Genomic DNA, 12,417 nt, shown 5'->3' with positions numbered 1-12,417 from the left:
AAAGGTGTTGCAATATGCAACACCTTTTTGATTTATAAATACATATTAATTATCAATAACTTCCTTAGCCATATTAATAAGTCCCTGCTTATCAAGCGGTGAATCTATTGCCGTAATATTGTAATAAATTCCGTCCTGTTCCCACTCAACGCCTTGCACTTGTGAAATTTCAACCTTCTCCGCGCCGTAGCTGAATACATATTTACCGCTTTCCTCGTCTTTCATATCCTGTTCAGTCTGCTGATAATCAGCCGGAACAACCTTATTTACATACGATATATATGCTATTGCTATGCCGTTATAATCGCTTACTTCGCTGTTGCCTCGGTCTTTATGACTGTCCGCGTAAGTGTCGGCGCTTAACATAACTTTGTCACCGTCTTTTTCATAATCAGCCATAAACGATTTATACTTTTCTTCTGTTCCGTTTTCTTCGTCAACATACTTATTTTTTCCGTTATGTCCGCCTTTAAATGTATAGCCGTTTGAAAATTGTTCGACAATCTTCGGTGAAAAGCCCACATTTTTATTAAGCGTTTCCGTAGCGGGAATGTTTGTATAATCCGGCTTTGACGATGTACTTCCCATAACATAATTGACTGCACCTTTTGACGCAAATGCCACTGTGCCGACAGCCAATACTGCCGCCGCAATAATGATACTCTTTTTAAAAGATACTTTTTTCATTTTTACATTCTCCTTTTCAAAACTATCCAACGTCATACAAAGTTTATTATGAAAATTTTCACTCGGTTTCGGAAAGGCATTTTTCCAATCATATTTATTCATCTTCAAGTTCCTCCTTTAAATTTTTACGACCGATATGCAGACGGCTTTTAACCGTTCCGACAGGAATTTTTAATATATTCCCTACTTCTTCGACAGAATAACCTTCTATATAGTGTAGCATTATTACTATTCTGATTTTGTGTTTCAGCTTTTTAACCGCATTATAAAGCTCGGTGTAGTTTGAATTGTCCTTATATTCAAAACTGTTGTTACAGTCCTCTATCGAAACAACCCTTTTATATTCACGCAACTTTTTATAACATTCGTTTATTAAAATTCTTATAAGCCACGTTTTGAAATACTTTTCTTCTTTAAGAGTGTGAATTTTCGTATATGCCTTTAAAACAGCCTCCGAAACAACATCTTCACAGTCACTTTCACTTTTAAGCATACCCTTTGCAATATGGTACATTGTATTCTCTGATTTCAGAACTTCTTGTGTAAATTTTTCTCTGTCCATTGGATTTTACCTTTCTGTATAAACATCAGCGCTTTTTGTTTGTACATTAGTTAGATAGTCATGGGCGGCATTTGGTTCATTTTTATATAAAAAAACCGACGAAAAATTTTCGTCGGTTTAAAAACGTATTTAAGCTGTCATCACGGTTGTTTACCGATGTAAGCAAGGATACCGCCGTCAACATATAGAATGTGACCGTTTACAGCATTTGATGCATCTGAAGCAAGGAATACAGCAGGACCTGTAAGTTCTTCAGCTTGTAGCCATCTGCCTGCAGGAGTTCTGCCGCAGATAAACTGGTCGAACGGATGTCTTGATCCGTCAGCTTGCTTTTCTCTTAGCGGAGCTGTTTGAGGTGTAGCTATGTAACCAGGGCCGATACCGTTACATTGAATGTTGTTAGCACCGTATTCTGAACAGATGTTTCTTGTAAGCATCTTTAGACCACCCTTAGCAGCAGCATAAGCTGATACAGTTTCACGGCCAAGCTCTGACATCATTGAACAGATGTTTATAATCTTACCGTGACCCTTCTTAACCATTGAAGGAATAACTGCCTTTGATACGATAAACGGAGCGTTAAGGTCAACGTCAACAACCTGTCTGAACTCGTCAGCAGTCATATCGCACATAGGAATTCTCTTAATGATACCTGCATTGTTTACAAGAATATCGATAACGCCTACTTCAGCCTCGATTTTCTTAACCATTTCCTGTACCATTTCTTCGTTAGTTACGTCGCAAACATAACCCTTAGCGTCGATACCGTCAGCTGTATATGCAGCCATACCCTTATCAACAAATTCCTGCTTAATATCGCAGAAAACAATCTTAGCACCTGACTTTGCATATGCTGACGCAATAGCGTAGCCGATACCGTATGATGCACCTGTTACAAGTGCAACTTTACCTTCAAGACTAAAGTTTAAATACTCACTCATCTTAAATTTTTCCTCCTTGTATTTTTATATTTAATATAAATATTAACTGATTTAATAATTCTTAAAAAAGAATTACATTAACGGTTCGGGACGATAGATAAGGTGTGAGAAATTGCCTTCAATATCTCTGTACCAATATGTCTTTAATCCCTTTGCATTTTCAGATACATCGTGTACTTCTTCAACTCTTTCATCAGCCTTTAGCTTTGCAACGATTTCGTCAAAAGCCGCCGGAGTTACAGAAAAAGCAAGGTGTCTGATACCTGCCTGTTTTTCAACGTCAGCGGTTTTATCGTCTGTTGCCATAACAAACTCAATCATACTGCCGTCGGCAAACTGAAGAAAATATGTACCCTTACCGTTGTCATAAACAACTCTGCCGCCGTACATTTCCATATACCAATCTTTAAGTGCGGCTGTGTCCTTTGAAACAACAGCAACGTGTTCAATACCGTTTACCATTATAACCACTCCTATTTAACATTAATAACTATATCTATTATAGCATATTTTCTGTATTATTTCAACTGATTTATATAATATTTTTACAAAATCTCTTTATCTCCGATTGTCATTGAATTTCTGTGCACATTCATAAAACCGCCTTTGAAATTATCGCAATATTTTTCCATTGCATCAATAACACTCTGCGGTTTAAGATTATACACACTGCCTACAGAAATACACATTTTAAGCACAAGTATGCCGTTATCTTCGCTTATTTTTTCAATGCGATATATATACGGACGTATATCCGACTCTTTTACACCGCTCTTTGATTTTTTCATTACTTTGAGTTCGTTTTGTGCAAGAAGTTTTTCAATATCCGCACTGCCCTCATATTCAAGTTCAACCGTATACACCGCTCTGTCAAGTTTTGTAAGGTCAATTTCCTTGCCCTCAACTTTTTTTGCGGCAAGGATTTTATATCCCGGCGGAAAAGCATTATTGATTGTATCGACAAGTTCTTGTTCGCTGTAATCGCCGTCAAATCCTACTTTCATATACTCGCAGTCAGAAGTCACACCTACCGACAACGGCTGTGCAACCATCATAATCGGGTGAGGATTAAATCCGTTTGAAAACATAAAATTCATACCTGTACGACGTACTGTTCTGTGGAACAGACGCACAAAGTCAAGGTGAGAAATATATTTTACTCTTTCATCTCGCGAATATTTCAATATATAATTACTCATAACAGACCCCCGTACCGAATGATTTAACACCGCAGCCTGCACATTTTTGACGGCAGTTCGGTGTTGTTACCGATTGTTTTGCTTTTTCATTTTCACGCATTAAGAAATTCTTTGTAACGCCTATGTCGATATGGTCCCAAGGAAGAACTTCTTCATAACTGCGTTCACGCGCCGTATAGAAATTAGGGTCAATTCCAAGTTCGTCAAAAGTCTGCATCCATACGTCAAACTTAAAATGCTCTCCCCAACCGTCAAACTTACAGCCATTTTCAACAGCCTTAATTATAACCTCGCTAAGACGTCTGTCGCCTCTTGCAAAAACTCCCTCAAGATAACTTGTCTTATTATCGTGCCAATTATAACGTATTCTTTTTGACTTGATAGCCGATTTTAATGTATTCTGCTTTTCGATAAGCATATCACGTGTATCCTGTTTTGCCCACTGGAACGCAGTAAAAGGCTTTGGCACAAAACTCGATGTACTTACGGTTATATTTATCTGCTTTGCTCTTTCCTCTTTCGGGATTGCAAAGTAAACCTCAAGCACCTTTTGCGCAAGGTCGGCTATACCGCAAACATCGTCCATAGTTTCAGTAGGAAGTCCAATCATAAAGTACAATTTTACGTTTGTCCAACCGCCTCTGAAAAGCATATTTGTTGAATTTATAATATCTTCTTCATTTATATTTTTATTGATAACATCACGAAGTCTTTGAGTTCCTGCCTCCGGTGCAAAAGTAATACCGGTTTTTCTGACTTTCTGCACTTTCTCCATAAGTTCAAGCGAGAAATTATCAATTCTAAGTGACGGAAGCGACAAACCGATTTTCTTTTCTTCGGTTATTTTAAGCAGTCCGTCCGTAAGGTCACGAAGTCCGCTGAAATCACTTGTTGAAAGCGATGACAGTGATATTTCGTCATATCCGCTGCACGCAAGCAAGTTTTCCGCAATACCCAAAAGTCTTTCCGGCTTTCTTTCTCTTAACGGTCTGTATATATAGCCTGCCTGGCAGAAACGGCAGCCTCTCAAGCAACCGCGCATAACTTCAAGCATAACTCTGTCGTGTACAACCTCACCGAACGGTACAATAATCGTTTCCGGTGCGTATGTAGCATTAAAATCTTTCATTATACGCTTTCTTACTTTCGGTTTAGCATGAGGATTGTTCGGTGTAACACTCTTTACCGTATTATCGTCATTGTATTCCACATCATAGAATGACGGCACATAAATACCCTCAATTTCGGCTATTGCTTCAAGATAATCACGTTTATTTTTCTTACCGCTCTTTTTCCACTTAACGTACTCTTCAACAACCTCATGTATCGAATCTTCACCCTCGCCGAGCATAAAGAAATCAAATATATCCGCTACAGGTTCTGCGTTATACGCACAAGGACCGCCGCCGCAAACAATAGGATAGCTCTCATCTCTGTCCTTTGCTCTTACCGGAATATCCGCAAGCATAAGCATATTCACTATATTTGAATAACTGAGTTCATACTGCAAAGTAAATCCGAGCATATCAAAATGAGTTATTTCGTCACCTGTTTCAAGTGCAAACAACTTCATTCCATGCTTTTTCATTTCTTCTTCCATATCCGTCCAAGGTGCAAAAACACGCTCACAATATGTGTCCTCACGGTCGTTTAAAGTATGGTAAAGAATTTTAAGCCCCAAGTGCGACATTGCTATTTCGTAAGTATCGGCAAAACAAAAACCAAATCTCACGTCAACATCGGCAGGATTTTTTATGACGGAGTTAAGCTCTCCGCCCGTATATCTTGTCGGTTTCATTACTGCCGACAGTATCTTATCTCTTGTTGTTATCATTTTATTCTCCCTGATTAATTATTTCGTCTGCACATTCATTTTCTTCAGCTTTTTTCTGTGCTTTTCTTTCGCGTCTTTCCGCAAAAAATCCGTTAACCTTGTCCACAACTTCGGGTACAAGGTCGATTAGTTTGTCAACAGGCGAAGAACCGCCCTCCATAGGAATCAAACGCACGTTACCGTTATTTATAACAAGAAACGCCATTGCGTCAACCGACGCACCGCCGCCCATACCGCCTCCGAAGTTTTTATCGTCAAGGCTTTGAGTATCGTTTTTCTTTCTGTCAAATTCACAACCGCCCCCGCCGAAACCAAACGACACCTTTGATATAGGTACAATCATCGTTCCGTCATTGACTATTATCGGCTCACCTACGACCGAATTTGCGTCAATCATACCTTTGAAATTATTTGTTAATCCCTCAAACATTTCACTAACTTTATTAGCCATTTTCTTTTATCCTCCTATTGATTTTCTGTATTTTCAAAACAACTTTTACCGTTTTAAATCCTATTGTCAAAACATATAAACAGTTTGTCCTAAGTTTGCAATATATGTCCATATCCAAGCACGCATTATTAAAATCAGCGTCAAGCGACACATCCCATTTTTCAAGTTTCTTTCGTCTGTCAATCCAGCCTACTATATTATATACTCCCGCATTGACCGCACCCGTCGCAATTCCCGTATACATTGGGTTTCCCATACCAAATTTTGACGATACATTCAGTTCCTTTATCTTAATTGCGTGACAAATTATATAGTCAAGTAAATTTAATATATCTTTTTTTAACTGTTTATATACTTCTTTTATGAGCGTTATTATCCCTAAAATATCCGATTTTTCTTGCTTTTCTTCTTTGTCGGTCGTTTCTTCTTCGTTTTCAACTTCTTCTTCAACCTTGTCATTCGGAAAAATCTTAAATTTCAAAAACGCATACTTTATAATTACAGATCCGTTATTTTCCTTATTATTATACGAAAACTCAAGAATACAGTCTGCCGGTATAAGCAAAAGTAACATTATAACAGCCACGACGGCTAATATTATATATAAAGCTGTCATATGCTGTCCTCCTTTTTTTATTGTTCAGTGTTTTCTTCGTTTTCCGCAACAATATTTTCACCGTTCTCATCGATTTCAAGCTGCAGTCCCTGTGATGTTTCAAGGTTAAGACTTCTCAAATCAAGCGGCGGTAAATCGGTAGGCTTTGTAAGTCCGAAACACCTTAAAAACGTGTCTGTCGTTACATATAAAATCGGTCTGCCCGGTGCGTCCAGTCTGCCCTTTTCTTCAATCAGTCCGCGTTCATAAAGTCTGTTTACGCAGCCGTCCGAATTTACTCCTCTTATATGTTCAATCTGACCTTTCGTTATAGGCTGTTTGTAGGCAATTATCGCAAGTGCCTCCATTGCCGCATTTGAAAGCGGCTGCCTTCTCTGTTCTCCTAATATTTCCTGTATATAGGTATAATATTCAGGTCTTGAACAAATTTGATAACCCTCAAGAATATCAATTATATTAAATCCTCTGTGATTTTCGCTGTATTCTTTTTTCAGTTCATCGACCGCCTTATTTACTTCGTCAACGCTCGTATCAAGCACAACAGCCAATTTTGCCGCCTTAACAGGCTCACCTGCCGCAAAAAGTATTCCCTCTATTGCATATTTAATATTATCCATTCTTTTTCTCCGTTGTAAGAATAAAGTCATTCTGACTTTTCGTCATAGTCCGCATACAGCTTGTTCAGCTTTATCATTTCAAGTACTGCCAAAAACGTTGCAATCATTTCAGGCCGTGAATCGTCCGCTTTAAAAAGTGATTCAAACTGTACACGTTTATTATGCTTTAACACTTTACATATCTTTTCAACCATATCGTCAACCGAAACTTTTTCTCTGCCGACAATTTTTGAAAACGCACGTTTTTCTGGTTTTGCCTTGCGAAGTCTGCGTTGAAATATGTTGTTAAACGCATCAATCAGTTCTTTTGTATCGTGCATTATATCGTATTCGGGCATAGGAAATTTAATTTTTTCAGGCTCACGAAACACCATTTCTTTTGTTGTAAACTCACTTTTCCTAAGCTCCTTTGACGCCTCTTTAAACTGCTGATATTCAGCCAACCTACGCGCAAGTTCTTCTCTCGGATCTTCCTCGTCCTCTTCTTCCTCATTTTTAGGAAGTAACATTTTCGATTTTATATACAAAAGATTGGACGCCATAACAAGAAATTCGCTTGTATTATCAAGATTAGCCTCTTCAATTCCGTCAATCGCCTCAAGATACTGCGCCGTTATCTCAACAATCGGTATGTCGTATATACTGACCTTGTTTTTCTGTATAAGCGTCAAAAGCAAATCAAGCGGACCTTCAAACGTATCAAGCTTATATAATATCTTATCCATTTTTCACCCTATAATATCAAGTTAATCGCACTGTTTAACAGGTTGATAATTCCGTTAAAGAAGAAATTCACACCTGTTCCGATTATGCCGTTCAGAACGCCGGTAAGCGAAAGCACCATAATTAAAAGCATAGAATATCTTTCGTATCTCAGCATAGTGTAATATGCTTTGTTCGTAAGAAACATTCCAAGTACTTTTGCACCGTCAAGCGGTGGTATCGGAATTATGTTAAACACCATAAAGCATAGATTTCTTATCGCAAAAAGCTGTGCAAAAGTTGCAACACCGTTTAGAACGCTTGTACCGAAACCGAGCTTTATACATAAAACGTGAAGTATAGCATATATAAGCAATGCCGCAAAAGCCATAATCAAATTGGCAAGCGGTCCTGCAGCCGCGGTAAGTGCCATACCCTTTTTTGTATCTTTATAATATGACGGATTTACACCGACAGGTTTTGCCCAACCGAAGCCTGTCAAAATCATCAACAACGTACCGACAGGGTCAAGGTGTGCAAGCGGATTTAAAGTCAATCTTCCCTCACGTTCGGGTGTCGGGTCACCAAGTTTTGTCGATACCCAACCGTGTGCAAATTCGTGTCCCGTCAACGCTATAAGCGTTATAGGCACATTGATTATTATGTTTATTAAATTAAAACCAACCATATATTTTTTCTCCTTAAATACAGATAATTATATTATATAATTATTTTCAGAAAAAGTAAAGTAAAATCGCACAAAAAATAACCTCTGAACAAGTATGATTTGTCAGAGGTTATTTTATTTATTCTTCTCGTCTTTTTAAATTTTTAGTTTTGTAATACAAACGCTTGTTTTCGTACATCATTGCGTCGGCACGTTCCATTGTCATAGAGAAGTTTCTGTCTTTTTCCGCGTTGAACTTGGCATAACCGATTGACATAGAAGTCTTAATTCCTCCGCGATTAATACTGTCTGCCATTCTTGCGATTCTGTCCGCAAAATTCTTAACCATATCAATATCGCAGTCTTTTAATACAACAGAAAATTCATCGCCGCCGACTCTGTAACCGATAAAATCAGTACCTTCCATCGCTTTTCGTATCGCGTCGGCACCGTTTTGGATATAAATATCACCCATTTGATGTCCGCGGCTGTCGTTTATATTCTTTAATCCGTTTAAGTCTACCGTAACAATAGCATACCGCGATTGGTTTCCGCTTTCTATGTTGTGCATATCAACCGTAAATGAGTTCTTGTTTTTCAAACCTGTAAGCGTATCCGTATTCGACATATCCTGATACAGAGGATTAGAAATTCTCTTGAATATCGCCATTGAAAAACGTACTGAAATCAAGCAACACAAAAGTATAAGTATTATTACTATAACGCGAAGTATAATCTTGAAAATATATACCCTGTTCGCGTCAATTCCTATACAAGCAACGCCCTTCACCGTTCCGCCGTCCATTATCGGATAAAAATTCAAATATCTAAAGCCGTCCAACGATGCATAAAAAGCGCCCACATCGGCATAATGTGTTGTATACAAGTCGTTTATTTCTTTTTCAATCTTTCCTGTTATCTTTTCGTCATTTATAACAGTGTTTATCTTGTCATTTTTCGTATCAAGTATATATTGGAAATCGCCGTTTTTATCTTTTCTCACAACAAATATTTCTGAAATCGCCATATTGTCCTTTACCGCGGATAAATAGCTCAGTGCCGCACCGTATACGCCGTCAGGCACATCTTCAGTAAAAAGTCTGCTGTCAAAATGAGATTCTATGGTTGTAAAAGTAAGATTTGCACGTTCATTGTATGCGTCGGCAAGCATCGAAATCATAACGCCCGATGTAACGAGATATATAACCAGGCAAGAAAATATGATAAGTCCGCAAGTCAGCATTGAAACTTGCACGTTAACTTTTTCTATTTTGTTCATAATAAACTTTTTTAATTTTCCCATAATTATCGCGCCATCTCCTTTTATACATATTTTACATTTTTATTATACCTAATTTTTTATAATTTATCAATATTTTCGTCTTATCAATATTTTCGTCGAAAAAAATCGGATTTTTGTTGATTGTTCACTATTTTAATAGTATAATGTTAATAAAATCGTAATACAGAATGGAGATTAATAATGCAAACAGTGATACTTATTCTTTTAATTATACTTATTATATGTGTACTTATAACTCTGATTTTTACATTAAAAAACAGTTCAAAGCCGTCTGATTCGGGACTTGAACAACGTATAAACGGTTCTGTCAAAATGTTTTCCGACATAATATCGGAAAATCAACAGGTAATCGGCAATATGCAGACAAACCGTTTTGCACAAATGGACAACGAAATCAAAAGTATGCGTCAAAGTATGGAAAAACACCTTGCCGATATGTACAAAGGTTTCGCCGATATATCCGCTCTTTCATCAGGTGTAAGTGATTTAAAAAAAGTCCTTTCAAATGTTAAAACACGTGGTATACTCGGTGAAATACAACTCGGTGCAATCCTCGACGAAATACTTGCACCGGAGCAATTCGACACCAATGTTGCAACCATACCGAACAGTTCCGCAGTTGTTGAATTTGCGGTTAAACTTCCGCACGACGACGAAGGATTTATATATCTTCCGATTGATTCAAAATTCCCACTTGACGCCTACAACGATTTACTGAACGCATATGATACCGGCGACAGCGAAATTATAAACCGTTCTTCAAAAGCACTCGTTCAGCGAATAAAGCAATTCGCAAAAGATATTCACACAAAATACGTTGAACCGCCGTACACAACCGATTTTGCAATAATGTTCCTCCCAACAGAAGGACTTTATGCCGAGGCAGTTAATCTCGGTCTTGTCGAAGTTTTGCAACGTGAATATAAAATAAATATAGCAGGTCCAAGCACTATGGCGGCTATGCTTAATTCTTTGCAAATGGGTTTCCGTACACTTGCACTTGAAAAACGTTCAAGCGAAGTTTGGCAAGTCTTAGGCGAAGTCAAGGGTGAATTTGAAAAATTCTATTCAGTTCTTGAAACGGCACAAAAAAGAATTACCCAAACAGATGACGAACTTGATAAACTTATCGGTGTCAGAATGCGTGCAATGGAGCGAAAACTCCGCAGTGTTGAAAAATCCGAAAACAACAGTTTTGACGATATGTTATAATATATTTGATAAAAACATTATTTATTCTTTAAGCACACAAAAAAGCCACGAGCAAACTCGTGGCTTCAGACTGTCGACAAATTGTCCGGAACGTGCAATATATTATTTTTATATTTTAAAGTTTAATTTATAGCTATAAAAAGCAACAGGCAAGCCTATCTTCGATATACGGCTTGCCTGTGCACTTTTTGCGAAAATAAACTCTAACGTACAAACGTACGCCGACGAGTTCATTTTCGCAAAATCCGAACTGATTTCTCGACCTCTGCCAGCGTGTAGACACTTTTGTCTACACGCTGAAGCCACGAGTAAACTCGTGGCTTTTATATTACTTAATTTTTAAATTATCTGCCTGGTTTAAAGAAGTCGGGAACATCTATACTACCCATTCCCGGCTTTAACTTTCTCTTGAAAATTGCATTATCATCATAATCAGAAACTGATGAAGAATAAGACGGAGTCTTTCTGTCGCTTGATGTTGAAGAACCTGCAAACTTAGGTGTAATATTCTTTACATCATTAGCTTTATCTTTACCGCGTCTTAATGAACCGTCAAGACCTGTTGCAATAAGAGTAACCTTAATTTCATCTTTAAGATTATCGTCCATAGCAGTACCGACAATAATATTTGCCTCTTCACTTACAAGGTCACGAACAATGCTTGATACTTCGCCCATATCAACAAGTGAGAATTCACTTCCGCCTGTGATATTAAGAAGTACGTTTTCAGCACCCTCAATGCTTGTTTCAAGAAGCGGACTTTCAATAGCCGCACGAACTGCGTCCTGAGCGGCATTTTCACCCTTGCCGACACCGATACCCATATGTGCGACACCGCTGTCTTTCATAATTGTTCTTACATCGGCAAAGTCACAGTTCATAATACCTCTTTGAGTAATTACTTCAATGATACCTTGAACACCTTGACGAAGAACATCATCTGCAAGTTTGAATGAATCTTTAATTGTAACCTTTTTGTCTGCAATCTTCAATAGAAGATCGTTTGGTATAGTAACAATAGCGTCAACCTTTTCTGCAAGGTTCTTAATACCTTCTTCAGCGTTTCTCATTCTTTGAGGTCCTTCAAAGAAGAAAGGCTTTGTTACTACCGCAACTGTAAGTACGCCAAGAGATTTCGCAGCCTCTGCGATAATAGGTGCGGCACCTGTACCTGTTCCGCCGCCCATACCTGCTGTTACAAATACCATTTCTGTATCTTTTACAAGATTCTTGATTTCATCTTTTGATTCTTCAGCCGCTTGTCTGCCGATTTCAGGCTTTGCACCTGCTCCCAAACCGCTTGTAAGCTTTCTGCCGATATTAAGTACAGTCGGTGCTTTTACATTTGCAAGCTGCTGTGCATCTGTATTGACGCAAATAAATTCTGCCTTTGTAACGCCGGCCTCGATCATACGGTCCACAGCATTGTTACCGCCGCCGCCGACACCTATAACCTTTATTCTTGCGCCGTCTATTGTAGTGTTTTCTTCCAAACCGATAGGCATATCACTCATCTAAATATCCTCCTTCGTAGTTTATCCCCAACAAATCCAACAGGGAAATCTCCACATATATATTATTTTACTATGTTTTTTCAACTTATTCAATAGTTTTTTCCCACAAATT

Annotated in this window: 14 protein-coding genes; 1 reads left to right on the top strand and 13 read right to left on the bottom strand. The window is 38.1% G+C overall.

The window, feature by feature from the left end; all coding sequences use genetic code 11:
• Positions 1-45: 45 nt before the first annotated feature.
• The 12 genes from ACSAMO_RS11725 to ACSAMO_RS11670 all read right to left on the bottom strand — a co-directional run bounded on the left by ACSAMO_RS11725 (position 46) and on the right by ACSAMO_RS11670 (position 9,579).
• Positions 46-789: a hypothetical protein gene (locus ACSAMO_RS11725; protein ID WP_022229912.1), complete on the bottom strand. Its 744-nt coding sequence runs from the start codon at positions 787-789 to the stop codon at positions 46-48.
• Entirely contained in the window at positions 782-1,249 is a 468-nt protein-coding gene (locus tag ACSAMO_RS11720; RefSeq protein WP_022229911.1) for an RNA polymerase sigma factor, read from the bottom strand. The genes ACSAMO_RS11725 and ACSAMO_RS11720 overlap by 8 nt, the downstream gene beginning before the upstream one ends.
• Before the next feature lie 140 nt (positions 1,250-1,389).
• Entirely contained in the window at positions 1,390-2,190 is an 801-nt protein-coding gene (locus ACSAMO_RS11715; protein ID WP_337600646.1) for a gluconate 5-dehydrogenase, read from the bottom strand.
• Between the two features lie 72 nt (positions 2,191-2,262).
• Entirely contained in the window at positions 2,263-2,652 is a 390-nt protein-coding gene (locus tag ACSAMO_RS11710; RefSeq protein WP_337600647.1) for a VOC family protein, read from the bottom strand.
• A gap of 83 nt (positions 2,653-2,735) precedes the next feature.
• On the bottom strand, positions 2,736-3,389 hold the full coding sequence (locus tag ACSAMO_RS11705) for a TIGR03936 family radical SAM-associated protein (RefSeq protein WP_117965527.1): 654 nt from the start codon (positions 3,387-3,389) through the stop codon (positions 2,736-2,738).
• A complete protein-coding gene (locus ACSAMO_RS11700) occupies positions 3,382-5,223 on the bottom strand; it encodes a TIGR03960 family B12-binding radical SAM protein (protein ID WP_022229907.1) in 1,842 nt (613 codons plus the stop codon). The genes ACSAMO_RS11705 and ACSAMO_RS11700 overlap by 8 nt, the downstream gene beginning before the upstream one ends.
• A gap of 1 nt (position 5,224) precedes the next feature.
• Positions 5,225-5,674 (bottom strand): GerW family sporulation protein, encoded by a 450-nt coding sequence (gene ytfJ / locus ACSAMO_RS11695; protein ID WP_022229906.1) that lies wholly within the window; start codon positions 5,672-5,674, stop codon positions 5,225-5,227.
• Positions 5,667-6,290 (bottom strand): DUF2953 domain-containing protein, encoded by a 624-nt coding sequence (locus ACSAMO_RS11690; protein WP_022229905.1) that lies wholly within the window; start codon positions 6,288-6,290, stop codon positions 5,667-5,669. The genes ytfJ and ACSAMO_RS11690 overlap by 8 nt, the downstream gene beginning before the upstream one ends.
• 17 nt (positions 6,291-6,307) lie before the next feature.
• Positions 6,308-6,907 carry an SMC-Scp complex subunit ScpB gene (gene scpB / locus ACSAMO_RS11685; RefSeq protein WP_022229904.1) on the bottom strand — a complete coding sequence of 200 codons (600 nt, stop codon included), beginning with the start codon at positions 6,905-6,907 and terminating at the stop codon, positions 6,308-6,310.
• 26 nt (positions 6,908-6,933) lie between these two features.
• A complete protein-coding gene (locus ACSAMO_RS11680; protein ID WP_499209379.1) occupies positions 6,934-7,632 on the bottom strand; it encodes a segregation and condensation protein A in 699 nt (232 codons plus the stop codon).
• An 8-nt stretch (positions 7,633-7,640) separates the two neighbouring features.
• The gene (locus ACSAMO_RS11675) at positions 7,641-8,297 is read right to left on the bottom strand and encodes a site-2 protease family protein (RefSeq protein ID WP_412293979.1); all 657 of its coding nucleotides are present in this window, start codon (positions 8,295-8,297) and stop codon (positions 7,641-7,643) included.
• A 118-nt stretch (positions 8,298-8,415) separates the two neighbouring features.
• Positions 8,416-9,579, bottom strand: a complete 1,164-nt coding sequence (locus ACSAMO_RS11670) for a GGDEF domain-containing protein (RefSeq protein WP_483229741.1) — start codon at positions 9,577-9,579, stop codon at positions 8,416-8,418.
• Between the two features lie 180 nt (positions 9,580-9,759).
• On the opposite strand from ACSAMO_RS11670, the gene ACSAMO_RS11665 reads away from it, so the two are divergent.
• Positions 9,760-10,791 (top strand): DNA recombination protein RmuC, encoded by a 1,032-nt coding sequence (locus ACSAMO_RS11665; protein WP_499209378.1) that lies wholly within the window; start codon positions 9,760-9,762, stop codon positions 10,789-10,791.
• Between the two features lie 344 nt (positions 10,792-11,135).
• Here the strand turns inward: ACSAMO_RS11665 and ftsZ are convergent, their stop codons facing one another.
• Positions 11,136-12,305 (bottom strand): cell division protein FtsZ, encoded by a 1,170-nt coding sequence (gene ftsZ, locus ACSAMO_RS11660; RefSeq protein WP_337871162.1) that lies wholly within the window; start codon positions 12,303-12,305, stop codon positions 11,136-11,138.
• Between the last annotated feature and the right edge of the window lie 112 nt (positions 12,306-12,417).

Source organism: Ructibacterium sp. SJQ-7, assembly GCF_054696575.1.
The sequence above is the reverse complement of the archived record's forward strand: the minus strand, read 5'-3'. Positions and strand labels throughout refer to the sequence as shown.

Excerpts from the sequence above, each read along its gene's own strand:
- ACSAMO_RS11690 (WP_022229905.1), bottom strand. The coding sequence starts at position 6,290 with ATGACAGCTTTATATATAATATTAGCCGTCGTGGCTGTTATAATGTTA.
- ACSAMO_RS11705 (WP_117965527.1), bottom strand. The coding sequence starts at position 3,389 with ATGAGTAATTATATATTGAAATATTCGCGAGATGAAAGAGTAAAATAT.
- ACSAMO_RS11670 (WP_483229741.1), bottom strand. The coding sequence starts at position 9,579 with ATGGGAAAATTAAAAAAGTTTATTATGAACAAAATAGAAAAAGTTAAC.
- scpB (WP_022229904.1), bottom strand. The coding sequence starts at position 6,907 with ATGGATAATATTAAATATGCAATAGAGGGAATACTTTTTGCGGCAGGT.
- ACSAMO_RS11715 (WP_337600646.1), bottom strand. The coding sequence starts at position 2,190 with ATGAGTGAGTATTTAAACTTTAGTCTTGAAGGTAAAGTTGCACTTGTA.
- ACSAMO_RS11675 (WP_412293979.1), bottom strand. The coding sequence starts at position 8,297 with ATGGTTGGTTTTAATTTAATAAACATAATAATCAATGTGCCTATAACG.
- ACSAMO_RS11680 (WP_499209379.1), bottom strand. The coding sequence starts at position 7,632 with ATGGATAAGATATTATATAAGCTTGATACGTTTGAAGGTCCGCTTGAT.
- ftsZ (WP_337871162.1), bottom strand. The coding sequence starts at position 12,305 with ATGAGTGATATGCCTATCGGTTTGGAAGAAAACACTACAATAGACGGC.
- ACSAMO_RS11725 (WP_022229912.1), bottom strand. The coding sequence starts at position 789 with ATGAATAAATATGATTGGAAAAATGCCTTTCCGAAACCGAGTGAAAAT.
- ACSAMO_RS11710 (WP_337600647.1), bottom strand. The coding sequence starts at position 2,652 with ATGGTAAACGGTATTGAACACGTTGCTGTTGTTTCAAAGGACACAGCC.
- ACSAMO_RS11700 (WP_022229907.1), bottom strand. The coding sequence starts at position 5,223 with ATGATAACAACAAGAGATAAGATACTGTCGGCAGTAATGAAACCGACA.
- ACSAMO_RS11720 (WP_022229911.1), bottom strand. The coding sequence starts at position 1,249 with ATGGACAGAGAAAAATTTACACAAGAAGTTCTGAAATCAGAGAATACA.
- ACSAMO_RS11665 (WP_499209378.1), top strand. The coding sequence starts at position 9,760 with ATGCAAACAGTGATACTTATTCTTTTAATTATACTTATTATATGTGTA.
- ytfJ (WP_022229906.1), bottom strand. The coding sequence starts at position 5,674 with ATGGCTAATAAAGTTAGTGAAATGTTTGAGGGATTAACAAATAATTTC.